22 protein-coding genes are annotated in these 24,479 nt (G+C 38.7%); 21 read left to right on the forward strand and 1 reads right to left on the reverse strand.

Annotated features, from left to right (window positions below; all coding sequences use genetic code 11):
- Positions 1 to 259 precede the first annotated feature (259 nt).
- From V7112_RS13545 to V7112_RS13605, 13 genes are all read left to right on the forward strand, one after another.
- Complete coding sequence (locus tag V7112_RS13545; RefSeq protein WP_335420550.1) at positions 260 to 670, forward strand: Asp23/Gls24 family envelope stress response protein; 411 nt, start codon at positions 260 to 262, stop codon at positions 668 to 670.
- Positions 671 to 962: 292 nt separating this feature from the next.
- Entirely contained in the window at positions 963 to 1,355 is a 393-nt protein-coding gene (gene nusB, locus V7112_RS13550) for a transcription antitermination factor NusB (RefSeq protein ID WP_335420553.1), read from the forward strand.
- A 70-nt stretch (positions 1,356 to 1,425) separates the two neighbouring features.
- A complete protein-coding gene (folD, locus tag V7112_RS13555) occupies positions 1,426 to 2,292 on the forward strand; it encodes a bifunctional methylenetetrahydrofolate dehydrogenase/methenyltetrahydrofolate cyclohydrolase FolD (RefSeq protein ID WP_335420556.1) in 867 nt (288 codons plus the stop codon).
- Positions 2,293 to 2,304: 12 nt separating this feature from the next.
- Positions 2,305 to 3,651: an exodeoxyribonuclease VII large subunit gene (gene xseA / locus V7112_RS13560; protein WP_335420560.1), complete on the forward strand. Its 1,347-nt coding sequence runs from the start codon at positions 2,305 to 2,307 to the stop codon at positions 3,649 to 3,651.
- The gene (locus V7112_RS13565) at positions 3,652 to 3,885 is read left to right on the forward strand and encodes an exodeoxyribonuclease VII small subunit (protein WP_335420563.1); all 234 of its coding nucleotides are present in this window, start codon (positions 3,652 to 3,654) and stop codon (positions 3,883 to 3,885) included.
- Between the two features lie 2 nt (positions 3,886 to 3,887).
- A complete protein-coding gene (locus V7112_RS13570; RefSeq protein ID WP_335420566.1) occupies positions 3,888 to 4,781 on the forward strand; it encodes a polyprenyl synthetase family protein in 894 nt (297 codons plus the stop codon).
- A gap of 58 nt (positions 4,782 to 4,839) precedes the next feature.
- Entirely contained in the window at positions 4,840 to 6,729 is a 1,890-nt protein-coding gene (dxs, locus tag V7112_RS13575; protein WP_335420568.1) for a 1-deoxy-D-xylulose-5-phosphate synthase, read from the forward strand.
- A gap of 2 nt (positions 6,730 to 6,731) precedes the next feature.
- Positions 6,732 to 7,565, forward strand: coding sequence for a TlyA family RNA methyltransferase (locus V7112_RS13580; protein ID WP_335420571.1), 834 nt, complete (start codon positions 6,732 to 6,734; stop codon positions 7,563 to 7,565).
- Between the two features lie 164 nt (positions 7,566 to 7,729).
- On the forward strand, positions 7,730 to 8,179 hold the full coding sequence (gene ahrC / locus V7112_RS13585) for a transcriptional regulator AhrC/ArgR (RefSeq protein ID WP_335420574.1): 450 nt from the start codon (positions 7,730 to 7,732) through the stop codon (positions 8,177 to 8,179).
- 30 nt (positions 8,180 to 8,209) lie between these two features.
- A complete protein-coding gene (gene recN / locus V7112_RS13590; RefSeq protein ID WP_335420577.1) occupies positions 8,210 to 9,919 on the forward strand; it encodes a DNA repair protein RecN in 1,710 nt (569 codons plus the stop codon).
- A gap of 390 nt (positions 9,920 to 10,309) precedes the next feature.
- Positions 10,310 to 11,599 (forward strand): SpoIVB peptidase, encoded by a 1,290-nt coding sequence (spoIVB, locus tag V7112_RS13595; protein WP_335420579.1) that lies wholly within the window; start codon positions 10,310 to 10,312, stop codon positions 11,597 to 11,599.
- 283 nt (positions 11,600 to 11,882) lie between these two features.
- Positions 11,883 to 12,677, forward strand: coding sequence for a sporulation transcription factor Spo0A (gene spo0A / locus V7112_RS13600; protein ID WP_335420581.1), 795 nt, complete (start codon positions 11,883 to 11,885; stop codon positions 12,675 to 12,677).
- A gap of 152 nt (positions 12,678 to 12,829) precedes the next feature.
- Positions 12,830 to 13,558, forward strand: coding sequence for a glycerophosphodiester phosphodiesterase (locus tag V7112_RS13605; protein ID WP_335420584.1), 729 nt, complete (start codon positions 12,830 to 12,832; stop codon positions 13,556 to 13,558).
- 32 nt (positions 13,559 to 13,590) lie between these two features.
- On the opposite strand, the gene V7112_RS13610 is transcribed toward V7112_RS13605, so the two are convergent.
- The gene (locus V7112_RS13610) at positions 13,591 to 13,854 is read right to left on the reverse strand and encodes a DUF2627 domain-containing protein (protein ID WP_335420589.1); all 264 of its coding nucleotides are present in this window, start codon (positions 13,852 to 13,854) and stop codon (positions 13,591 to 13,593) included.
- Positions 13,855 to 14,032: 178 nt separating this feature from the next.
- Between V7112_RS13610 and V7112_RS13615 the strand changes: the two genes are divergently transcribed.
- The 8 genes from V7112_RS13615 (at position 14,033) to V7112_RS13650 (ending at position 24,282) form a co-directional block, all read left to right on the forward strand.
- Positions 14,033 to 15,754, forward strand: a complete 1,722-nt coding sequence (locus V7112_RS13615; RefSeq protein ID WP_335420591.1) for a sigma-54 interaction domain-containing protein — start codon at positions 14,033 to 14,035, stop codon at positions 15,752 to 15,754.
- 163 nt (positions 15,755 to 15,917) lie between these two features.
- Positions 15,918 to 16,823: a phosphate butyryltransferase gene (yqiS, locus tag V7112_RS13620; protein WP_335420592.1), complete on the forward strand. Its 906-nt coding sequence runs from the start codon at positions 15,918 to 15,920 to the stop codon at positions 16,821 to 16,823.
- A gap of 36 nt (positions 16,824 to 16,859) precedes the next feature.
- The gene (gene bcd, locus V7112_RS13625; protein ID WP_335420595.1) at positions 16,860 to 17,957 is read left to right on the forward strand and encodes a branched-chain amino acid dehydrogenase; all 1,098 of its coding nucleotides are present in this window, start codon (positions 16,860 to 16,862) and stop codon (positions 17,955 to 17,957) included.
- Between the two features lie 369 nt (positions 17,958 to 18,326).
- Positions 18,327 to 19,436: a butyrate kinase gene (buk, locus tag V7112_RS13630; protein WP_335420597.1), complete on the forward strand. Its 1,110-nt coding sequence runs from the start codon at positions 18,327 to 18,329 to the stop codon at positions 19,434 to 19,436.
- Positions 19,437 to 19,460: 24 nt separating this feature from the next.
- The gene (gene lpdA / locus V7112_RS13635) at positions 19,461 to 20,882 is read left to right on the forward strand and encodes a dihydrolipoyl dehydrogenase (protein WP_335420599.1); all 1,422 of its coding nucleotides are present in this window, start codon (positions 19,461 to 19,463) and stop codon (positions 20,880 to 20,882) included.
- 78 nt (positions 20,883 to 20,960) lie between these two features.
- Positions 20,961 to 21,956, forward strand: coding sequence for a thiamine pyrophosphate-dependent dehydrogenase E1 component subunit alpha (locus V7112_RS13640; RefSeq protein WP_335420601.1), 996 nt, complete (start codon positions 20,961 to 20,963; stop codon positions 21,954 to 21,956).
- A gap of 12 nt (positions 21,957 to 21,968) precedes the next feature.
- On the forward strand, positions 21,969 to 22,952 hold the full coding sequence (locus V7112_RS13645) for an alpha-ketoacid dehydrogenase subunit beta (RefSeq protein ID WP_335420603.1): 984 nt from the start codon (positions 21,969 to 21,971) through the stop codon (positions 22,950 to 22,952).
- A gap of 46 nt (positions 22,953 to 22,998) precedes the next feature.
- Positions 22,999 to 24,282, forward strand: coding sequence for a dihydrolipoamide acetyltransferase family protein (locus V7112_RS13650; protein WP_335420605.1), 1,284 nt, complete (start codon positions 22,999 to 23,001; stop codon positions 24,280 to 24,282).
- Positions 24,283 to 24,479 lie beyond the last annotated feature (197 nt).

Consider the following 24,479-nt stretch of genomic DNA (forward strand, 5'->3'; position numbering starts at 1 on the left):
AAACTTCAATCTGTGGATGCTTTATTTCACAGATTGTTAGTTGAACCAATCGGGAATTTACTGGCAGTTGCCCTTCATAAGGGCTTAGTGCCAGTTAATGCGGGGAAAATTACCTTTGAAAAATCGTGGTATCCGCCGGAGGCTTAACTTTATTCAGACAGGGATTTAACTCCCATCTGAATAAATGACAAATATAGTATTCATCCACCACTAAAGTGGAGGAAAGCTGAATAAAGTTAAATAATGGAGGTGCTTGCTGATGGCAGCGGAAACGAATATTTTAGAAATGAATCAAGATAGCAACGGTCTAGGTAAGGTTGAAATTGCACCAGAGGTAATCGAAGTTATTGCAGGTATCGCTTCTTCAGAGGTTGAAGGAGTAGCTTCAATGAGAGGCAATTTTGCTTCTGGAGTAGTTGAGAAACTTGGAAAGAAAAATCATGGAAAAGGTGTCAAAGTGGAGTTAACAGAAACAGGCATTATTGTTGATGTATTCTGTGTCATGAATTTTGGCGTCTCGATTCCAAATGTTGCTCGTCAAATTCAAGACAATGTACGTCAAGCTTTAAAGAATATGACAGCTTTAGATGCAAACGAGGTAAACATCCACGTCGTTGGTGTCCTATTAGAATCACAAAAACCGGAAGTTCAAATCGAAGAAGAAATGTAAGGAACTTAATTCAGTCGGAGTCAAAACTCCGACTGAATTAAGTTCAGCCCCCGGCGGATGCCACAGATTTTTAAAGGTAGTTTTTCGAGCGAGTCGAAAAAATCTGGGCACAAATACGCCGGGGCGTATTTGATTAGAGTCTGATGGCTAACGCTATCAGACTCATTTATTTTTTGTTCTCCGTTTAGTGTTGGTTTTTATTTTGAAATTATTTTATGTTATTATCATGTTATCAGAATGTAACTGTTAGTGGGACAAAAGTTTTACTATACATAAAGGAGAATTTATTAGTATGAAGAGACGTACAGCAAGACAGAAGGCTTTGCAATCGTTATTTCAGGTTGATGTAAGCGATAGTGATCCGAAGGAAGCGATTGAAAGCGTACTGGAAGAAGAGTCTTCAGATCCTTTCCTAGAACAGCTTGTTCATGGAGTTGTCGAAAAGAAAGAAGAAATTGATACCTTATTACGAGAACATCTCGAAAAATGGAATCTTGAAAGACTTGCAAATGTAGACCGTTCAATCTTAAGAATCGCTGTTTATGAAATGAAATACGTGGAGGAAATCCCTGTAAAAGTTAGTATTGATGAGGCAATTGAGCTTGCTAAAGAATTTGGTGACGACAGCTCTAGTCGTTTCGTTAATGCGATTTTATCAAAAATAAAAGATACATTAGCCAATTAAGACGTACCTTTCTGTTTTGAATATAAAGGAATAAAAAAATGTTTCAATGTATAAAAGGGAGAGTTGAATAATGACAGCAGAGATTATAAGTGGAAAAGAATTAGCGCAAACAAAACGAAATGAACTGGCAACAGAAGTTCAGAAGCTATCAAAAGATGGAATTGTCCCAGGATTAGCTGTTCTATTAGTTGGAAATGATCCGGCTTCAAGATCCTATGTAAAGGGAAAAGATAAAGCATGTAAGGAAACAGGAATCCATTCCTTAATGCTAGAATATCCAGACACAATTTCAGAAGAGTTTTTACTTGGTGAAATTGACCGCTTAAATCAGGATCCTTCTATTCATGGAATTCTTGTTCAATTACCGTTACCAAACACAATTAACGAAACAGCTGTCATCGAAAGAATCTCACCTGAAAAAGATGTGGATGGCTTCCATCCAATTAATATTGGAAGAATGATGATTGGACAAGATGCCTTTCTTCCTTGTACACCATTTGGAATCATTGAAATGGTGAAATCAAAGGGGATTTCAATTGAAGGCAAGCATGTCGTTGTTGTTGGAAGAAGTAATATTGTTGGAAAGCCTGTTGGTCAACTCTTTCTTAAAGAAAATGCTACTGTGACGTATTGCCATTCTAGGACGACAAATCTAAAAGAAATAACTCTCCAAGCTGATATCTTAGTTGCTGCGGTTGGTAAGGCGAATTTTATTCCTGGAGATTATATTAAAGAAGGTGCAGTTGTGATTGATGTTGGCGTAAACCGTCTTGAATCAACTGGAAAGCTTGTTGGCGACGTTGTATTTGATGATGCAAAAGAAAAAGCAAGCTACATAACACCCGTGCCAGGTGGCGTAGGGCCAATGACAATTACTATGCTTTTACATAATACAGTTCAATCAGCAAAGAATTTTGCCCATCTCTCAAGAAAGTAGGGATCGGTTAAAATGGATCAAAATCGGTATTTAACCGTTACAGCTCTAACGAAGTATATAAAACGCAAATTTGATGCCGACCCACACCTTCAGGATATTTGGGTGAAGGGGGAAATTTCAAATTTTAAAGCGCATAGTCGTGGGCATATGTATTTCACAATTAAGGATCAGCAAGCAAGAATTCAAGCTGTCATGTTTGCTGGCTACAACCGTGAACTGAAGTTTACTCCAGAAAACGGGATGAAAGTATTGCTTCGAGGTGAGGTTACTGTATTTGAATCGAACGGTAATTATCAACTCTATGTCAAAGAAATGCAACCAGACGGGATAGGAAATTTATATCTCGCCTATGAGGAAATGAAAAAACGACTTGAGGCTGAAGGTCTTTTTTCGCTAAATGTTAAAAAGCCAATTCCAAAAGTCCCACATTATATAGGGATTGTGACTTCACCAACAGGTGCCGCAATTCGGGATATTATCATAACAATAAGACGTAGATTTCCAATTGCGAAGGTAATTGTTTTTCCTGCTTTAGTCCAAGGTGTAAATGCAGGACCTTCCATTGTACAAGCCATACAAAAAGCAAATGAATTTGGAAAAATTGACGTGCTCATTGTTGGACGTGGTGGTGGTTCGATAGAAGAGCTATGGGCATTTAATGAGGAAATTGTAGCAAGGTCGATTTTTCAATCGAAGGTCCCGATTATATCAGCAGTAGGACATGAGACCGATATAACAATTGCTGATTTTGTTGCAGATTTACGTGCACCAACACCAACAGGGGCAGCAGAAATGGCTGTTCCACATATAGCCGAGCTTTCAGAACGATTATTAGTAAGGCATACACGTTTATTACGTGCTATGAAGGAAAAGCTGTTAAATGATACGAAACGATTAGATACATTGAAAAAATCCTATGCATTTCGTTTTCCAAAGAATCTCTATGATCAAAAAGAGCAACAGCTCGATCGCTTGGTAGAACGTTTAGAAAGAGAAGGGGTTAGGGCTATTGGGCGTAAGCAAGAGGAATTTCAAAAGCTTAAGCTAAAATTGCAGCATAACCATCCAAGTGAAAAGCTTCTTCAAGCAAAGCAAAAGCAGGACCATAATACAAAATTGCTTTTAAAGGAATTCACACAAATTCTAAAACAAAAGCAATATGTTTTTTCATCAACGGTAGCAAAACTTGAAGCGCTTAGTCCGTTAAAAATTATGGACCGTGGGTATAGCCTTGTATACGATCAGGAACAACATCTAGTGAAAAGTGTACAGCAGGTTGAAATGGGGAATCGGATCAAGGTGAACCTTAAGGACGGTCATCTTGACTGTGAAGTAATTGATGTAGAGGAGAGACAATAAATGAGTGAAGAGAAGGTATTATCCTTTGAGGAAGCAATGGAGCAACTCGAACAAGTTGTTGAGCGGCTGGAAGAAGGGGATGTCCCTTTAGAAAAAGCAATCACTTATTTCCAAGATGGAATGAAGCTTTCAAAGCTTTGTCATGACAAGCTTACTAATGTCGAAAAGCAAATGGAGCAAATTTTGCGTGAAGATGGCGAACTTGAGCCGTTTACGATTCAGGAGGAAGAATAATAGTGGGACCAACTGAGGTAGAGCAATTTTTAAACAGACAAAAGAATAATATTGAAGAACAGCTCCCAAAGTATATTTCACATATAACAGCTCCGAAGAGCATCAAGGATGCCATGCACTATTCCCTTGAAGCGGGTGGGAAACGAATTCGCCCATTATTGGTATTAGGTACGCTTCATTCCTTTGGTAAAGATGAGAGTATCGGATTGCCAACTGCGTGTGCAATTGAAATGATTCATACGTATTCCCTTATTCATGATGATCTTCCAAGTATGGATGATGATGATCTTCGAAGGGGAAAACCTACCAACCATAAGGTGTTTGGTGAGGCAATAGCGATTTTAGCGGGAGATGCCCTTTTGACGTATAGCTTTCAGGTAATTTCTGAATCTATAGGTTATCCATTATCCCCTGAAAAAAAGCTTTTACTCGTTACTGAATTAGCAAAGGCTTCTGGACCTGAAGGGATGGTTGGGGGACAGGTTGCTGATATGGAAGGCGAAGGAACTGTCTTAAACCTAGATGAACTAGAATACATTCATCGCCATAAAACGGGGAAATTATTAGCTTATAGTGTAGTTGCAGGGGCGATTCTTGCAGATGCTACTGATGAACAGCTTGATAAGCTTACAAAATTTGCCCATCATTTAGGCTTAGCCTTTCAAATCCGTGATGATATTTTAGATATAGAAGGCACAGAGGTTGTGCTTGGGAAACCAGTTGGCAGTGATACAGGCAATCATAAAAATACATATCCTGCTTTATTAACGCTTGAGGGTGCAAAGGAAAAATTAACCTTTCATATAGATGAAGCAAAACGGTTTTTATATAGTGTTGATATGAAACATGATATACTAGACTATATGTGCAATCTAATCGCATCTAGAGATCATTAAATATACTTTTTGCGAAAGTATATTACTGCTGAATAGTAAATGAAAGTGAGTGAAACCTTTGGATCTTCTAAGTATTAAAGACCCTAAGTTCCTTAAAAATATGTCAATAGACGAATTGAATAAACTGAGTCAGGAAATCCGTCAATTTTTAATAGAGAAACTATCAAAGACTGGGGGACATATTGGTCCTAACCTTGGTGTTGTTGAATTAACAATCGCCTTACATAAGGAGTTTGACAGTCCAAAGGATAAATTTATCTGGGATGTTGGTCACCAGTCCTATGTGCATAAAATTTTGACGGGACGGGCTTGTGAATTCGATACATTGCGTCAATATAAAGGCCTATGTGGGTTTCCGAAACGTGTTGAAAGTGAGCATGACGTTTGGGAAACTGGACATAGCTCAACCAGTCTTTCCGCCGCTATGGGAATGGCTGTAGCGCGTGATGTTAAAGGAACTAAGGAATTTGTTGTTCCCATCATTGGTGATGGTGCCTTAACGGGTGGAATGGCATTGGAAGCTTTAAATCATATTGGACATGAAAAGAAAGATATGATTGTGATTTTAAACGATAATGAAATGTCAATTGCCCCAAATGTGGGTGCTCTTCATCATGTCCTTGCGAGATTACGTACTGCAGGTAAATATAATTGGGTAAAAGATGAGCTTGAGCTGTTACTCAAGAAAATTCCAGCTGTAGGTGGCAAGCTTGCGGCGACAGCTGAGCGTGTAAAGGATAGTCTTAAATATCTTCTTGTATCTGGAGTCTTCTTTGAGGAACTAGGATTTACATACCTAGGGCCAATTGATGGACATAATTTTGAGGATTTATTTGAGACGCTTGAATATGCAAAAAAAACAAAAGGCCCAGTTCTAGTTCATGTAATTACGAAAAAAGGAAAAGGCTATATCCCTGCTGAAACAGACAAAGTTGGGACATGGCATGGTACAGGTCCATATAAAATTGAAACAGGGGATTTTGTTAAACCTAAAAATGCACCTCCAGCATGGAGTGCAGTCATTAGTGAGACAGTTCGGAAGTTAGCAAAAAATGACGAGCGTATTGTTGCAATTACGCCTGCAATGCCTGTAGGTTCCAAGCTTGAAAAATTTGCCGAGGAATTTCCAGAACGGATGTATGATGTTGGCATTGCTGAACAGCATGCAACTACGATGGCTGCTGGCCTTGCAACACAAGGTATGAAGCCATTTCTCGCAATTTATTCAACGTTTTTACAACGAGCATATGACCAGGTCTTGCATGATGTGTGCCGTCAAAACCTGAATGTATTCATTGGAATCGATCGTTCCGGTTTAGTAGGGGCAGATGGAGAAACACATCAAGGTGTATTCGATATTGCCTTCTTAAGGCATATCCCTAATATGGTCATCATGATGCCAAAGGATGAAAATGAAGGTCAACATATGGTAAATACGGCAATTCATTACGATGATGGTCCGATTGCTTTAAGATACGCAAGAGGAAACGGTCTTGGAGTCGAAATGGATGAAGAACTTAAGCTTATTCCAATTGGTTCGTGGGAAATTGTAAAGCCCGGCACAGATGCTGTTATTTTAACGTTTGGGACAACAATCCCAATGGCTCTTGAAGCAGCAGAATTACTCGAAAAAGAAGATATTTCAGTAAGAGTCGTCAATGCTCGCTTTATAAAACCGCTTGATAATGATATGATGCACCAAATATTAGGTTCAAACCTTCCTGTATTAACACTTGAGGAATCTGTTTTGCTGGGTGGATTTGGAAGTTCTGTACTTGAATTTGCCAATGAGCATGAATATCGAAATGCGCAAATTGATCGTATGGGAATTCCAGATCAATTTATTGAGCATGGAAACGTTAATGACCTACTTCATGAAATTGGAATGACGACGGAAAATGTGGTTGAACGTATCCATAAGCTCGTACCTAAGAAGAAAAGAGTGTAGGCATGGGTACAAAAAAAGAACGACTCGATGTTTTATTAGTTGAACGCGGCTTAATTGAAACAAGAGAAAAAGCGAAACGTTCAATCATGGCTGGTCTCGTTTTCTCAAATGAAGAACGACTCGATAAACCAGGAGAAAAAGTCGAAATAGATATACCACTTACTGTTAAGGGAAATGTCATTCCCTATGTTAGCAGAGGTGGGTTAAAGCTTGAGAAAGCTATAAAGGACTTTGATTTAAATATAAAGGATAAAATTATGATTGATGTTGGCTCATCAACAGGAGGCTTTACCGATTGTGCGCTTCAAAATGGCGTCAAGAAATCATATGCTCTTGATGTTGGGTATAACCAACTTGCATGGAAGCTACGTCAGGATGAACGGGTAGTCGTCATGGAAAGGACAAACTTTAGGTATGTCACGCCTGCCGACCTCCAAAGTGATTTACCGGAGTTTGCAACAATTGATGTATCCTTTATCTCATTGCGCTTGATTTTACCTGTTTTAAAAACGCTTCTCGTTCCAAATAGTGATGTGGTGGCTCTTGTAAAACCACAATTTGAAGCGGGAAAAGAACAGGTCGGAAAGAAGGGAATTGTTCGTGAACCGAAAACTCACGAAGCTGTGCTGACACATATTGTTGAATTTTCCTTGAAAGAAGGGTATGATTGCATCAATTTATCCTACTCACCAATTACAGGCGGTGAAGGAAATATCGAATTTTTACTTCATATACGCTGGAATGGACCAGTAGAAGTCGGTGAAAACAAACTACCTGTTTCCGTACAAGAGATTGTTGAGAGTGCACATGCAAACTTAAAGAATGATAAATCATAACGTAAAGGGGATAGCCAATGTGCTGTCCTCTTTCTTCGTGGAAAATTATTATTACCCCATCCAGATTGTAAACCTCTATAATCATTAAAAAAAATGTACAATTTTGTCACAATCGGCTAACATAAGAGGTAATAACCAAGGATTACGAGAGAGAGGAATTCATGATGAATAAGGGGCAAAGACATATTAAGATACGTGAAATCATTACGAGCAATGATATAGAAACACAAGATGAAATTGTTGATATTTTAAAAAGCGAGGGGTACAACATTACACAAGCGACCGTATCTCGTGATATTAAAGAACTTCATTTAGTAAAGGTGCCAATGATTGATGGCCGTTATAAGTATAGTTTGCCAGCTGACCAACGTTTCAATCCGCTTCAAAAACTAAAACGCTCATTGATGGATGCTTTCGTAAAAATTGATTCAGCCGGGCATATGTTGGTAATGAAAACTCTACCGGGGAATGCAAATGCAATTGGTGCCCTAATTGACCATTTAGATTGGGAAGAAATTTTAGGCACAATTTGTGGCGATGACACCTGCTTAATTATTTGTAAAACTCCAGAACAAACTGAAATTGTGTCCAATCGTTTCCTAGACATGCTTTAATGGGCAGAGTGGAATGAGGAGGTGTAGGAATTGTTAGCAGAGTTATCAATCAAGAATTTCGCCATTATTGAATCTCTTTCTATCTCACTGGAACAAGGACTAACTGTCCTGTCTGGTGAAACTGGAGCAGGAAAATCCATTATTATAGATGCAGTTCATCTATTAGTGGGTGGTAGAGGATCCGTTGAATTTATAAGGTATGGGGAAAATCGTGCCGAAATTGAAGGTCTATTTTTAATCGAAGATAACAATCACCCCTGTTATGCTAAAGCTCAAGAGTTTGGAATTGAAATTAGTGAGGGAATGATTGTTTTACGAAGAGATATTTCGAAATCAGGAAAAAGTGTTTGTAGAATTAACGGAAAACTTGTTACTATTTCAATTCTTCGTGAATTTGGGAGAACATTAATTGATATTCATGGACAGCATGAACACCAAGACTTGATGAATCAAGAACAGCATATTTATATGCTTGACCAATATGGGGGAAATTCGCTTAATCAAGCATTACTGGAATACCAATCGGTTTATAAGAATTTTTTAAATGTGAAGCATCGGTTGAAAAGTTTTAATGAAAATGAACAAGAGATGGCCCACCGTTTAGATTTAATACAATTTCAATTAAATGAAATTGGAAAAGCAGAACTAAAACCTAAAGAAGATCTAGAATTAACAGAAGAAAGAAGGAAGATTTCAAATTACGAAAAAATCTTCAAAGCCCTTCAAAATAGTTATAACGCTTTATATGGAGAGCAGAAGGGTCTTGATTGGGTTGGGCTAGCCATGAATCATGCTGAAGATGTAATGGATATAGATAAAGAGTTAAAGAACATTCACGAGACCATCTCTAATAGCTTTTATCAATTAGAAGAAATATCCTATAAAATACGCGATCAGCTAGATGATTTAGAGTTTGATCCTGAAAGACTTGATTTTATCGAAGGTCGTTTGAATGAAATTGCACAATTAAAGCGGAAATATGGACATTCTGTTGAAGAAATTCTTGAATATGCGGCGAAAATTGAGGATGAAATCGATACAATCCAAAATCGTGAGCAGCATATTGGTAACCTGAAGGAAGAACTTGAATCCGTTCTAGAAGACGTTAAGCTTGAGTCCGAACATGTTTCTCAACTTCGAAAAAAGCTAGCAACAGAGCTTATTGATAAAATAGCACAGGAATTAAAAGATCTCTATATGGAAAAAGCGAAATTTGATATAAACTTTTTTGAAGATTCGCCTATTAAATTCACTCCAAATGGGAAAGATGATATTGAATTTTATATTTCGACGAATCCAGGAGAACCACTCAAGCCATTAGCGAAAATTGCCTCAGGTGGTGAACTCTCAAGGATTATGCTGGCCATTAAGAGTATTTTTTCAAAACATCAAGGTGTTACCTCCATCATATTTGATGAAGTAGATACAGGTGTTAGTGGCCGTGTTGCTCAAGCAATTGCAGAAAAAATATACGGGATATCTGTAGGTTCTCAGGTTCTTTGTATTTCCCACCTTCCACAGGTTGCGGCAATGGCTGATACCCATTTATTTATCGCGAAGGAAACCGTTCAAGGAAGAACTACAACATCAGTTACCCCACTTGATGAAACCGCAAAAATCAAGGAAATTAGCCGTATGATTTCAGGTGTGGAAATCACAGATTTGACGAGAGAACATGCGAAAGAATTATTAAGCCTTGCAAAAGAAAGTAAGCTTGCACGACAAATGGTAAATCACTAAATACGAAAAAGCCAAGATGTATTTGATTGTAGCTTTATACTAAGTTTAGAGCGATTTTTATTTGTAATGCTATCCAAAATGGGTAGCTTTTTTAATCTCTTAGTGGTTATAAATGTTGCTCTGAAAGGTCAAATTAAAGAATGTAGCCATAACTTTTGTTCAGTCGGTTTCTAACCCTATCTGAATAAAAGTTAAGCCTGCGGCGGATGCCATGATTTTTCAAAGGAAATTTTTCGAGACGTAGGATTAAAGACTAAGAACGTCACATCCTAATGTCTTCGTCTTTGTGACCCACCTCGTGTGGGCCTAAAAAAATCGGGCGGCAAATACGCTAAGGCGCATTTGATTCATGTTATGGCGTGGGATAGGAGCGAGGAGAGTGAAAAGTAAATGAAAATAGATAAAATTAGATATATAATCGGTACATTTCTCCTTGTTTCAATAATGGCTTTAGGATTTTTCAAGCCGCTTAAAGAATATATAGAAATCCCTAAACACCTTACTTTATTTGAAGGTCAAGATTTCACAGTTCAATCCACATTACCAGTCACCACAACGATTCAGGATTCCAGCTTTGCCTTTTCATCTGCTGTTGATGATCAACGGATCTCAGTTGCTGCAAAAGAAAGCGGTGAAGGCGAGATGATGGTTGAATTTGCTGGTATTCCAGTCAAGAAAGTAAATGTTAATGTTTTATCTGACTTTAAAGTCGTACCTGGAGGTCAATCAATTGGGGTTAAGCTTAATACGCTTGGTGTATTGGTTGTTGGTCACCACCAAATTGATACAGAAGATGGGAAAAAATCCCCAGGTGAAACTGCTGGAGTACAGGTAGGCGACATCATTAAAGAAATAAATGGCAAAAAAATTGAAAAAATGAGTGATGTTGGACCATTTGTTCAAGAATCGGGTAAGACAGGTGAACCGTTAAACCTAGTAATTGTTAGAGACAACGAGGATATAAAGGCAAAGCTTATGCCTCAAAAGGATAAGAATGACGAAGCGTATCGAATTGGGTTGTATATTCGTGACTCGGCTGCGGGTATAGGGACAATGACATTTTACCATCCCGATACGAAAAAATACGGGGCGTTAGGTCATGTTATCTCAGATATGGATACGAAGGAGCCGATCGTTGTATCTGATGGACAAATTGTAAGATCAACGGTTACATCCATTGAAAAGGGAAGCAATGGTGATCCCGGTGAAAAGCTTGCACGTTTTTCAGCCGATAAGGAAATCATCGGGAACATTAAACGGAATAGTCCATTTGGCATTTTTGGCGAGTTAAACAAACAAGTGAATAATGGCATTATGGATAAGCCACTTCCAATTGCACTTTCACACCAAGTAAAGCCAGGACCTGCAACGATTTTAACTGTTGTAGAAAATGATAAAGTAGAGGAATTTGACATTGAAATTGTAAGTGCTGTTCCTCAAAAAATTCCAGCAACAAAAGGAATGGTTGTAAAAATAACCGATAAACGCCTATTAGAAAAAACTGGTGGAATTGTTCAAGGTATGAGCGGTAGCCCGATTATCCAAGACGGTAAACTCATCGGAGCTGTTACTCATGTATTCGTTAATGACCCAACAAGCGGATATGGTGTTCACATTGAATGGATGCTAAGTGAAGCGGGTATTGATATTTATAAAAAGGAGCAAAAAAAGGCGAGCTAAATGCTCGCTTTTTTCTTTATGGGATATATTTTTCTTGTCGCCAAAAGTTGAATGAGATTATATAATAAAATCAAATAAAGATTTTTCGACAAATCCTAAATTTCATCAATAAATTGTGGCATATTTAGTCGAATCTTTAAGTATAATGGAGAATATTTTATTTTTCAATAAATTTTTGCTATTTTTTTAAAAAAATAAAGGAATTCTTATTGCATTGTCGAATTCTTTCTTTAGAATAGAAATATATACAAATTTGTGGATTGAAGCTTGAGGAGGAAACAGAGTGAAAAAAATTAAAGTTTGTGTGGTTGATGATAATAGAGAACTGGTGAATTTACTTGATGAATATTTATCTAGTCAGGATGATATCGAAGTGTTAGGTGTCGCGTTTAATGGTCAAGATTGCCTTAACATGCTCCAAGATAAACAACCAGATGTTCTCGTTTTAGATATTATTATGCCTCACCTAGATGGCTTAGCTGTTTTAGAAAAATTGCGTGAATTAAATCTTGAAAAACAACCTAATGTCATTATGTTAACAGCATTTGGCCAAGAGGATGTGACGAAAAAAGCCGTCGATTTAGGTGCAGCCTATTTTATTTTAAAGCCATTTGACATGGAAAACCTTGCAAGTCGAATCCGTCAAGTAAGCGGAAAAGCTTCCCCAGTAATTAAAAGAAATCCTTCCAGTTCAGTTGTTCGTACACAGCAAGAAAATAGCCCTAGAAACTTAGACGCGAGCATTACGAGTATTATTCATGAAATTGGAGTTCCTGCGCATATTAAAGGGTACTTATACTTAAGAGAAGCGATTTCCATGGTATATAATGATATTGAATTATTAGGATCTATAACAAAGGTTCTTTATCCAGATATCGCAAAGAAATTCAATACAACTGCTAGCCGCGTTGAGCGTGCAATTCGTCATGCCATTGAAGTTGCATGGAGTCGTGGAAATATCGATTCAATTTCTAATCTTTTTGGTTATACAGTAAGTATGTCAAAAGCAAAGCCTACAAATAGTGAATTCATCGCGATGGTTGCTGATAAGCTTCGCCTTGAACACAAAGCTTCTTGAGAAGGTAAGAAGTAAATAAAATCGAAATTATTTTTCATCATATTCTTACAAAAACACCGTTTTCGAAGTGAAAGCGGTGTTTTTTTTACGATATTTTTTCTAACGAGATTACTTTATAATGGGAGTATACCAAAAAAAGGAGAATATCAATGATGAAAACCAAAATATTTGGACATAGGGGTTCTGCCGGTACACACCCAGAAAACACAATGATTTCGTTTAAAGAAGCGGCAAGAGTTGGTGCCGATGGGATTGAACTTGATATTCAAATGACAAAAGATGGTTTCATTGTTGTCATTCATGATGAAACCGTCAAACGAACAACAAATGGGAAAGATAACGGTTGGGTAAAGGATTATACATTAAAACAGATCAAGAAAATGGATGCAAGCTATAAGTTCAAGGATAAATACGGAATATGCGAAATACCGACGCTTGAAGAAGTGTTTGATTGGGCAAAGTCAAACCATCTATTGATTAATGTTGAATTTAAAACCGGATTAGTTTCCTATAAGGGCATAGAAGAGAAAACCTTGAAGCTGATTCATGAATATGGACTAGAAGATCGAATTGTTTTATCAAGCTTTAATCACTATAGCTTAGTGAAGTGTAGACGGCTATCGAGTACAATTGATTTAGCTATTTTATATATGGAGTGTCTTTATGAACCGTGGGATTATGCAAAACGCCTGAATTCGAACGGAATCCATCCTTTTCACCAAACTATCAATAAAGAAATAGTTGACGAATCGAAGCGAAATGGTATCGCGGTTCGACCGTTTACGATAAATGATGAGAAAAAGATGATGCAATTTATTGATTTTGGATGTACTGCAATCATCACAGATTATCCGGAGAAAGGAGTAGCATTAATTAAATAAAAATAAAAAGATCCTGCTCATCAAAAGCAGGATTATTTATTTTGGTCTCCAACAGGGGAGCTTTCTTTATTAAATTTTTCTTGTACCTTATTTCTTTTACGATCGCGGTGGAGAATGAAACCACCGATAAAGGATAAACCAGCTAGAAAGAAAATAAGACCGATGATAAATTGTAGCATTAAATTCGGAATGGGGCTGTGTAACACACCAAAAAACATATCCCTCATAAATTTAATCCCAACCCCGGCGATTATACCTGGTATTAGTAGTACGATTAGAGCCAGTATACGTTGCATAATATAAAATCCTTTCGAATAAAGACTTCTATATTTAATGTAAGCTATTAATAAAATTTGTCAAGATGGAGGTTTCAGGTTATTATAAAGGTGTGCATTTTATTGCAAAGGGTATGAAAAGGGTATGTAAAATATTGCAAAAACCCTAACTTTGCAAGTGAAAGAGGTGGCATTGGTTATGCAGAAGGTTATGGTAGATTTGATTTTAGATTCAACCCATGATGGAATGATTGTCATTGATATAAATAGCCAAGTCATCTTACTAAACAATAGTGCATCAAGGATGATCGGTGTCGATAAGGAAGAAGCAATTGGGAAGCATATTTTTGAGTGCATTCCAGACAGCCGATTACCTGAGATTCTTTCAACAAGGGCTATTGAAGTCAACCAGGAATTTATGTTGGATAATGGACGTAAAATCATAACGACCCGAATTCCAATGGTCAATGAATCGGGAATGCTGCTAGGTGCATTTGCTGTTTTTAAAGATATTACAGAAGTTGTCAATCTTGCTGAAGAAATAACAAATTTAAAAGAAATACAAACGATGCTTGAAGCAATCATCCAATCCTCTGATGAAGCTATTTCAGTTGTGGATGAGGATGGACGCGGCATATTAATAAACCGGGCATACACTCGAATTACGGGACTTGAAAAGGAACAGGTCATTGGGAAACCTGCAAATGCCGATATTTCTGAAGGAGAGAGTATGCACATGCAGGTGTTAAAAACGAGAAGACCTGTAAGAGGTGCTCGGATGAAGGTGGGCCCCTTTGAAAAAGATGTGATTGTAAATGTTGCACCAGTCATTGTGGATGGCAAGCTTAAGGGAAGTGTAGGGGTCATTCACGATGTATCAGAAATTAGTCAGCTCACATCGGAATTGAATCGGGCCAGACATATCATTCGGTCTCTTGAAGCAAAATACACATTTGATGATATCATTGGTTCCTCTGAAGAAATGGAATTTGCAATTGAACAAGCAAAACTTGGAGCGAAAACCCCAGCCACCGTTTTACTTAGGGGAGAATCTGGGACAGGCAAGGAATTGTTTGCACATGCGATACATAATGAAAGTAAGCGAAAATATAATAAGTTTGTTCGTGTGAATTGTGCTGCAATCTCAGAGTCTCTTTTAGAAAGTGAACTTTTTGGGTATGAAGAAGGTGCATTTTCGGGAGCAAAGCGAGGTGGAAAACGCGGCATATTTGAGGAAGCGAACAATGGAAGTATTTTCTTAGATGAAATTGGGGAATTATCTTTAAATACTCAAGCAAAATTATTAAGGGTTTTGCAGGAAAGAGAAATCAGAAGAGTTGGGGGAACGAAGTCGATTCCGATTGATGTACGAATTATTGCAGCTACAAATGTAAATTTAGAAAAAGGAATCGGAAATGGCACCTTTAGAGAGGATCTTTATTATCGAATAAATAAAATTCCAATTCAAATCCCATCTTTAAGAATGAGAAAACAGGATATTAAACCACTTGCGGAGCATTTGCTACTTAAGATTAACCAGGATTATGGGCGGACAGTTGAAGGATTAACAAAAGAAGCAATTAATTATTTATATGGATATGACTGGCCTGGTAATGTTAGGGAGCTTGAAAATGTACTAGGTAGAGCCGTAATCTTTATGAACTATCAGGAAAGACTAATTGATGTAAAGCATATCCAACCCCTACATAATCTCAAGGAAAAAGCCTCTGCTAGTCAATCGGTACCTGAAACTGAAATTAAGGATGTTCCATTATCAGACTTAGTAGAGAAGTACGAGGCAAAAGTTATTTCAGAGGTGCTGGATTTGAATGGCGGAAATAAAACGGCGGCTGCTAAATCATTAGGGATATCGCTTCGAAGTCTATATTATAAGCTGGAAAAATATAATCTTGCAAATTAAGGCACGCAATATTTTGCGAAAATTGCAAGATGTTGCACATGATTTTTTGGAAAGGTGAATTAGATGAAGCGCTTTCATTTCGTTTTATGTTGGCATGATTATTGCATTAATAATTAGATGTAAAAAACGAAGGGGACTATGATTGAAAAGAAGGTAAAGACTAATGAAACTTACGAATCTTATCAAAAATGCTGCCGAACAATCCGAGGTTACCGTAGCAGTTGCTGCTGCTGAGGATGAAGAAGTACTAGAAGCAGTAGTCGAAGCCGTAAATCACAGGCTTGCCCGTTTTTTATTATTTGGTAATCAAGAAAAAATAGACCAAATCCTTTCTCAAAAAGGGGGAAGTAGAGTAGGGCATGAAGCACTTTATGTAGTTAATTCACCATCAGAGGAAGAAGCAGCAAAGGCTGCTGTGAAAGCAGTTCATGCTGGAGAAGCAGATGTATTAATGAAAGGGAATATTCCAACATCAATTATTTTAAAAGCCGTGTTGGATAAGGACTATGGATTACGTACAGGAAATGTTCTATCACATGTTGCTGTTTTTGATGTACCTGATTATGACCGCCTGTTAATCGTAACAGATGCAGCTATGAACGTAGCGCCAGGGCTTCAGGAAAAGGTGCAAATTTTAATAAATGCAGTTAAGGTAGCAAACTCAATCGGGATAGCCGTTCCGAAAGTAGCCCCCATAGCTGCTGTTGAAGTTGTGAATCCTACGATGCAAGCAACATTGGATGCGGCTGCTTTAACCCAAATGAACCATCGTGGCCAAATTCAAAACTGCATCGTTGATGGTCCATTAGCGCTTGATAATGCCATTTCGATTCATGCAGCTGAGCACAAAGGAATCACAGGTGCAGTGGCAGGACAGGCTGATATACTGCTAGTTCCAACGATTGAAGTTGGAAATGCTTTATATAAATCTTTGGTTTATTTTGCAAAGGCAGAGGTTGGGGCTGTAATTGCGGGTGCTTCTGCTCCAATTGTTTTAACATCTAGAGCCGACTCTGCAAAAAGCAAATTATATTCTTTAGCGTTGGCAGTTTGCTCTGCCAACAAATAATCATCTATTAGTCAATCTTGGGGAGGATCTTACAAAATGGAAATCTTTACTTACATGGAAAAATATGATTACGAGCAGTTACTATTTTGTCAGGACAAACAATCTGGTTTAAAGGCGATAATCGCTATTCATGATACAACGTTGGGACCAGCGCTAGGCGGTACTCGTATGTGGACATATGCTTCAGAGGAAGCAGCGATCGAAGATGCATTAAGACTTGCAAAAGGGATGACATATAAAAATGCAGCTGCGGGATTAAATCTTGGTGGAGGCAAAACAGTCATTATTGGTGATCCTCGCAAGGATAAAAATGAGGAAATGTTCCGTGCATTTGGACGCTATATCCAAGGACTTAACGGACGATATATTACAGCGGAAGATGTGGGTACTACTGTTGCTGATATGGACATTATTCATGAAGAAACTGACTATGTAACTGGAATATCACCAGCGTTTGGTTCATCTGGAAACCCATCTCCGGTAACCGCATTTGGTGTGTACCGAGGAATGAAAGCTGCAGCCAAAGAAGCATTTGGTACGGATTCACTTGAAGGAAAAACGATTGCTGTTCAAGGTGTAGGAAATGTAGCGTACACACTTTGTAAACACCTACATGAAGAAGGAGCAAATTTAATTGTAACAGATATAAATAAAGACGCTGTCGATCGTGCTGTCAGAGATTTCGGAGCGCAAGCAGTGGATCCTAACGAAATTTATAGTGTGGAATGTGATATTTATGCACCTTGTGCATTAGGTGCAACAGTAAATGATGAGACAATCCCACAATTAAAAGCAAAGGTTATTGCAGGCTCTGCAAATAATCAGCTTAAAGAACCACGTCATGGTGACATGATTCATGAATTAGGAATTGTCTACGCGCCTGACTATGTAATCAATGCGGGCGGAGTTATCAATGTTGCCGACGAATTATATGGCTATAATCAAGAGCGTGCGTTAAAGAAGGTAGAATCACTTTACGACACAATTGAAAAAGTAATTGAAATCGCAAAGAGAGACGGAATTCCAACTTACCAAGCTGCAGATCGTTTGGCAGAAGAGCGTATCGAGAGAATGAGAAATTCAAGAAGCCAATTTCTACAAAACGGGCACCACATTTTAAGTCGTAGGAAATAAGAAAAGCAAGGCACCTGGATAGAGGAGCATCGACTAACTACTGCCACGTCCTGTGGCAAACGTCGATGTCAGCACTTCCTCGAAAATGCTATGCATTTTCTTCGTGCGAGGATTATGCTGTCGAAGCTTTACTTGTCCTGTGCAAGTCAAGCATAAGATGAGCGCTGACAGAAGCTATACTTTACCTTCCGAAGCGATTAGCTTATGACCTCGAGCTGATGGTGCCTGGAGCTAGACATTAAACCTAGGCTTTTAGATGGGGGAAGGCTTTATTAAGCTTTTCCTCTTTTTACCTTATGGAATTCATGGTTGAAATAAGAAATGTAAAAACAACCGTTGGACTGCATTTAAGTACTGGAGGTTTCAATATTGCTTGACAAAGAATATCGGATTCTCGTTATCAATCCAGGATCAACATCAACAAAAATCGGCGTCTATGATAATGAACGGTCTGTTTTTGAGAAGACAATTCGACATGATTTATCAGAATTAAATGCTTATGAAAATATAATTGATCAATATGAAATTCGAAAAAAAACGATTCTGAAAAATTTAGATAATGAAGGCATTAATCTTTCAAAACTGAGTGCAGTTTGCGGTAGAGGTGGGTTATTAAAACCGATACAAGGTGGAACCTACAAAGTTAATGATGAGATGCTTCATGATTTGAGAATTGGATATGCTGGAGAGCATGCATCGAATCTTGGAGGTATTTTAGCACATGAAATTGCATCTGGGTTAAATATTCCGCCATATATTGTGGATCCCGTTGTTGTTGACGAACTTGAACCTATTGCTAGAATATCAGGTTTTGATTTGATTGAGAGAAGGAGCATTTTTCATGCTCTAAATCAAAAGGCAGTAGCAAGAAGAGTTGCGAGGGATCTAGGAAAAACCTATGAAGAAATGAATTTAATCGTGACCCATATGGGCGGCGGAATTACAGTGGGCGTCCATAAGTGTGGTAAAGTGGTTGACGTAAATAATGGATTGCATGGTGACGGACCATTTAGCCCAGAACGCGCTGGGACAGTTCCTGCAGGGGATTTAATCGACCTTTGTTTTTCAGGTCAATACTTCCGTGAAGAAATCATGAAAAAACTTGTGGGTCAAGGTGGTTTAGTCGGATATCTTGGGACGAATGATGCTGTTGCAGTGGAAAGAATGATTGAAAAAGGAGACGATAGGGCGCGTTTAGTTTACAAGGCTATGGCGTACCAAATCGCCAAAGAAATAGGAGCGGCAAGTGCGGTCCTTTCAGGTCGGGTGGATGCAATCATTTTAACCGGCGGATTAGCTTACGGAAATGAATTTATCTCTGAAATTTCCAACCATGTGAATTGGATAGCGGATGTCATCATCCAGCCAGGTGAAAATGAACTACAGGCATTAGCAGAGGGTGCATTACGTGTACTACGTGGGGAAGAGAAGGAAAAAGAATATCCTGGAAAACCTCTTCAAACCCCTGTCTTAAAATAAGCGGAGCTAGAAGGTGAGTAGGTTATGTCAAAGGAATACGATTTAGTAATTTTAGGAGGCGGTACCGGCGGGTATGTTGCTGCCATTCGTGCCTCCCAGCTTGGACTAAAAGTGGCAGTTGTTGAAAGAGGAAAGCTTGGTGGCACCTGTTTACATGCAGGATGTATTCCAAGTAAGGCTCTTTTAAGGAGTGCAGAAGTATACGCAACTACAAAAAGAAGTGAGGAATTCGGTGTAATCACAAAGGATGTATCACTTGATTTTTCAAAAGTACAAGACCGAAAAAACAAAATTACGGAACAGTTATATAAAGGTGTACAGCATTTGATGAAACAGGGGAAAATTGATGTAATTGAAGGCTATGGACGTATTTTAGGTCCGTCTATTTTTTCACCGATACCTGGAACCATTTCGGTTGAGATGAACAATGGCGAAGAAAATGAAATGCTGATTCCTAAAAACATCATTATTGCAACTGGGTCTCGAGCAAGGTCTTTACCTGGACTCGAAATAGATGGAAACTATGTTTTAACTTCTGATGATGCATTAAAAATGGAGAGTTTACCTAAGTCCATTGTAATTGTCGGTGGGGGCGTGATAGGAATTGAGTGGGCATCAATGCTGCACGACTTCGGTGTAGAGGTGACGGTACTTGAATATGCGAATCGAATTCTTCCAACGGAGGATCATGAAATCTCAAAGGAAATGCAGCGATTGCTAAAGAAAAAAGGTGTAAAGATTGTAACAGGTGCGAAAGTTTTACCTGAGACACTTGAAAAAGGTGACGGGATTACGATTCAAGCTGAGCATAAAGGTGAAGCTAAATCTTTTTCTGCAGATAAGGTGCTTGTATCTGTTGGTAGACAAGCGAATGTTGAGAACATTGGCCTTGAAAATACAGAGATTGTTTTGGAAAAAGGTTCTATTACTACAAATGAATTTTTCCAAACAAAAGAATCCCATATTTATGCGATTGGCGATTGTATAGGCGGTCTTCAACTTGCACATGTAGCCTCTCACGAAGGAATTGTTGCAGTAGAGCATATTGCAGGTGAAAAACCTTCGCCAATGGACTATTCACTTGTTTCAAAATGTGTATATAGTAATCCTGAGATCGCGAGTGTCGGTTTTACTGAAGAGGAAGCAAAAGAAAAAGGATTTACTGTTAAAATAGGTAAGTTCTCATTCAGAGCAATCGGAAAAGCTCTTGTATATGGTGAGTCTGATGGGTTTGTAAAACTTGTTGTCGACGAGTCAACCGATGATCTACTAGGTGTTCATATGATTGGACCACATGTGACTGATATGATATCAGAAGCTGGTTTAGCGAGAGTACTTGATGCAACACCTTGGGAGATTGCGCAAACGATTCATCCACATCCATCATTATCTGAAGCTATTGGAGAAGCTGCTTTAGCTGTTGATGGAAAGGCGATACATGCATAAGTTTTGTTTTTCACCCAGCTTTTTTATGCGGGGTTGTCCAAACCTAGGTACAATTAGATTTTTTAGGGAGGTATTTACATGACCGAAAATCGTCATCAAGCATTGGGATTAAGTGATGATGCAGTTCTTGAAATGTATGAAACAATGCTATTAGCTAGAAAAATAGATGAGAGAATGTGGTTATTAAACCGTGCGGGAAAAATTCCATTCGTTATTTCCTGTCAAGGTCAGGAAGCAGCTCAAGTAGGTGCGGCATTTGCACTTGACCGTGAAAAGGATTATGTTTTGCCATATTACCGTGATATGGGAGTTGTTCTTACATTCGGAATGACGGCAAAGGAATTAATGCTGTCTGGATTTGCTAAAGCAGAGGACCCGAATTCAGGCGGACGTCAAATGCCTGGTCATTTTGGACAAAAGAAAAATCGTATTGTAACGGGCTCATCTCCTGTAACGACACAGGTTCCACATGCAGTTGGTGTGGCTCTGGGGGGAAGAATGGAAGGAAAGGATTTAGTTACGTTTGTGACGTTCGGTGAAGGTTCTTCGAATCAGGGTGATTTCCATGAAGGCGCAAATTTCGCAGCGGTTCACAAGCTTCCAGTCATCTTCATGTGTGAGAATAATAAATATGCTATTTCTGTTCCATACGAAAAGCAGGTAGCCTGTGAAAAAATTTCTGACCGTGCAATTGGGTATGGAATGCCTGGTGTAACGGTGGATGGAAATGATCCACTCGAAGTATATAAAGTAGTTAAAGAAGCAGCGGATAGAGGCCGTCGAGGGGAAGGACCTACCTTAGTTGAAACGATCTCTTATCGTCTAACTGCCCACTCATCTGATGATGATGATCGTGCATATCGTGAGCAGGACGAAGTAGCAGAAGCGAAAAAGAATGATCCAATTCTATCCTTTGTTACTTATTTAAAAGAGACCGGCGTCTTAAATGCTGAGAAGGAACAGGAAATTGGAGATCGTGTTGCAAAACTTGTTAATGAAGCGACTGATTATGCAGAAAGTGCACCATACGCAGAGCCTGAGTCTGCTCTAAAACACGTATACGCTGAACAGTAAGGGGGAAAAAGAATGCCTGTAATTTCATATATTGATGCCGTAACAATGGCGATTCGTGAAGAGATGGAACGTGATCCTAAAGTGTTTATTTTAGGAGAGGACGTTGGAAAAAAAGGTGGAGTATTTAAAGCGACAAATGGACTTTACGAGCAATTCGGTGAGCAGCGCGTAATGGATACCCCTTTAGCAGAGTCTGCTATAGCAGGTGTTGGAATTGGGGCAGCGATGTATGGCATGCGACCTATTGCAGAAATGCAGTTTGCTGATTTTATCATGCCTGCTGTCAATCAAATTATCTCTGAAGCTGCTAGAATACGATATCGTTCAAACAATGATTGGAATTGCCCAATCACAATTAGAGCTCCCTATGGTGGCGGAGTACATGGAGCGCTGTATCACTCACAATCTGTGGAAGCGATTTTTGCAAATCAACCGGGCTTAAAAATTGTAATGCCTTCAACTCCTTATGATGTAAAAGGCTTGCTAAAGGCTGCCATTCGTGATGAAGATCCAGTTTTATTCTTTGAACATAAACGTGCCTATCGTTTAATCAAAGGGGAAGTGCCGACCGATGATTATGTATTACCAATTGGTAAGGCTGATGTGAAGCGCGAGGGCGAGGACATTACGGTTATAACGTACGGTTTATGTGTTCACTTTGCCTTACAAGCAGCAGAGCGTCTCGCGAAAGATGGGATTCAGACACATATCCTTGATTTACGGACAGTATATCCGCTAGATAAAGAAGCAATCATTGAAGCAGCATCAAAAACGGGTAAAGTTTTATTGTTAACCGAAGACAATAAAGAAGGAAGTATTATGGGTGAAGTTGCAGCAATCATTGCTGAAAATTGCTTATTTGATTTAGATGCTCCAATTAAGCGACTTGCCGGCCCAGATGTGCCTGCAATGCCATATGCACCAACTATGGAAAAATACTTTATGGTCAATCCAGATAAAGTAGAAAAAGCAATGAGAGAGCTTGCGGAATTTTAACTGTTCATTTCTTAAAGAATGGATGGTGACTGAGGAGGTTTTATGAGTGGCAACTGAAAAAATAACAATGCCCCAGCTTGGTGAAAGTGTTACAGAAGGTACGATTAGTAAATGGCTTGTAGAAGTTGGGGATACCGTAAACAAATATGATCCTTTAGCTGAAGTAATGACAGATAAAGTAAATGCAGAGGTGCCATCCTCTTTTGCTGGTACTATAAAAGAGCTAATTGCAGAAGAAGGAGAAACGTTAGCAGTCGGTGAAGTGATTTGTGTAATTGAAACTGCAGGTGGTGGAACGGAGCAAGCGACACCTCAAGAAACAGTAAAAGAAGAAACTCTTGAGAAGTCAACAAATAATGCAGTAGTGCCGAGTGATTCTTCTAATAAATTACGTTATTCACCAGCTGTTCTAAAGCTATCACAGGAACATAATATTGACCTTGCACAGGTGAAAGGGACAGGGGCAGGTGGAAGAATTACCCGTAAGGACCTTCAGAAATTAATTGAATCTGGACAGATTCCAACCACTGATCAGCAAGTTCAAAATCTGGCAACTCAACCTACTAACCAGCTAATTGCAAGTGTCCAACCATCTATGCCAACTCCGGCACCTAATGTACCTGTAGCTGTTGGTGATGTTGAAATACCAGTAACGGGAGTTCGAAAAGCGATCGCAGCGAACATGCTTCGTAGTAAGCATGAGATTCCGCACGCATGGACAATGGTTGAAGTGGATGCCACAAATATGGTTCAATACAGAAATTCAATGAAGAATGAATTTAAGCAAAAGGAAGGCTTCAATCTTACTTTCTTCGCATTTTTTGTAAAAGCTGTAGCCCAAGCACTTAAGGAGTATCCACAAATCAATTCGTTGTGGGCAGGGGATAAAATTATCCAGAAGAAGGATATTAATATTTCGATTGCCGTTGCAACAGATGATGCTCTATTTGTTCCAGTTATTAAGAATGCAGATGAAAAATCGATTAAGGGGATTGCGAGAGAAATAACAGACCTCGCAGCTAAAGTACGATCTGGAAAACTTAAAGCAGACGACATGCAAGGTGGTACTTTTACCGTAAATAATACTGGTTCATTTGGATCTGTTCAGTCGATGGGAATTATTAATTATCCACAGGCTGCTATTTTACAGGTTGAATCAATCGTCCAACGTCCAGTTATCATCGATGGCATGATTGCCGTTCGTCATATGGTGAATCTCTGTATGTCGCTTGATCATCGAGTATTGGATGGACTTGTATGTGGACGATTCCTAGCACGAGTGAAGGAAATTATAGAGAATACCACTAAAGAAAACACATCTATTTACTAAGACATTGCTTATGCAGTGTCTTTTTTTTATTGGGAAAAATATCTGTGGAGCATTTTTTGGGTCGGGCATGAATTTTTAACGGATTCGTGTTCTAGAGGTGCGTGCTTACGCAGAAATAGAAGAAGTATGTACCGCGAGAGTTTTCTAGAGGTACGTGCTGAAGCGAAATAAGAAAGACCATGTACCGCAAGAGTGTT

The organism is Bacillus sp. JJ1566 (genome assembly GCF_036962685.1).
Classification (GTDB): domain Bacteria; phylum Bacillota; class Bacilli; order Bacillales; family Bacillaceae_L; genus Ferdinandcohnia.

Bases quoted from the DNA above. Each gene is read 5' to 3' on its own strand.
- V7112_RS13610 (WP_335420589.1), bottom strand. From the start codon at position 13,854: ATGCAACGTATACTGGCTCTAATCGTACTACTAATACCAGGTATAATC.
- folD (WP_335420556.1), top strand. From the start codon at position 1,426: ATGACAGCAGAGATTATAAGTGGAAAAGAATTAGCGCAAACAAAACGA.
- V7112_RS13645 (WP_335420603.1), top strand. From the start codon at position 21,969: ATGCCTGTAATTTCATATATTGATGCCGTAACAATGGCGATTCGTGAA.
- V7112_RS13580 (WP_335420571.1), top strand. From the start codon at position 6,732: ATGGGTACAAAAAAAGAACGACTCGATGTTTTATTAGTTGAACGCGGC.
- xseA (WP_335420560.1), top strand. From the start codon at position 2,305: ATGGATCAAAATCGGTATTTAACCGTTACAGCTCTAACGAAGTATATA.
- ahrC (WP_335420574.1), top strand. From the start codon at position 7,730: ATGAATAAGGGGCAAAGACATATTAAGATACGTGAAATCATTACGAGC.
- lpdA (WP_335420599.1), top strand. From the start codon at position 19,461: ATGTCAAAGGAATACGATTTAGTAATTTTAGGAGGCGGTACCGGCGGG.
- bcd (WP_335420595.1), top strand. From the start codon at position 16,860: ATGGAAATCTTTACTTACATGGAAAAATATGATTACGAGCAGTTACTA.
- nusB (WP_335420553.1), top strand. From the start codon at position 963: ATGAAGAGACGTACAGCAAGACAGAAGGCTTTGCAATCGTTATTTCAG.
- V7112_RS13640 (WP_335420601.1), top strand. From the start codon at position 20,961: ATGACCGAAAATCGTCATCAAGCATTGGGATTAAGTGATGATGCAGTT.
- V7112_RS13605 (WP_335420584.1), top strand. From the start codon at position 12,830: ATGAAAACCAAAATATTTGGACATAGGGGTTCTGCCGGTACACACCCA.
- V7112_RS13545 (WP_335420550.1), top strand. From the start codon at position 260: ATGGCAGCGGAAACGAATATTTTAGAAATGAATCAAGATAGCAACGGT.
- V7112_RS13615 (WP_335420591.1), top strand. From the start codon at position 14,033: ATGCAGAAGGTTATGGTAGATTTGATTTTAGATTCAACCCATGATGGA.
- yqiS (WP_335420592.1), top strand. From the start codon at position 15,918: ATGAAACTTACGAATCTTATCAAAAATGCTGCCGAACAATCCGAGGTT.
- spoIVB (WP_335420579.1), top strand. From the start codon at position 10,310: ATGAAAATAGATAAAATTAGATATATAATCGGTACATTTCTCCTTGTT.
- V7112_RS13565 (WP_335420563.1), top strand. From the start codon at position 3,652: ATGAGTGAAGAGAAGGTATTATCCTTTGAGGAAGCAATGGAGCAACTC.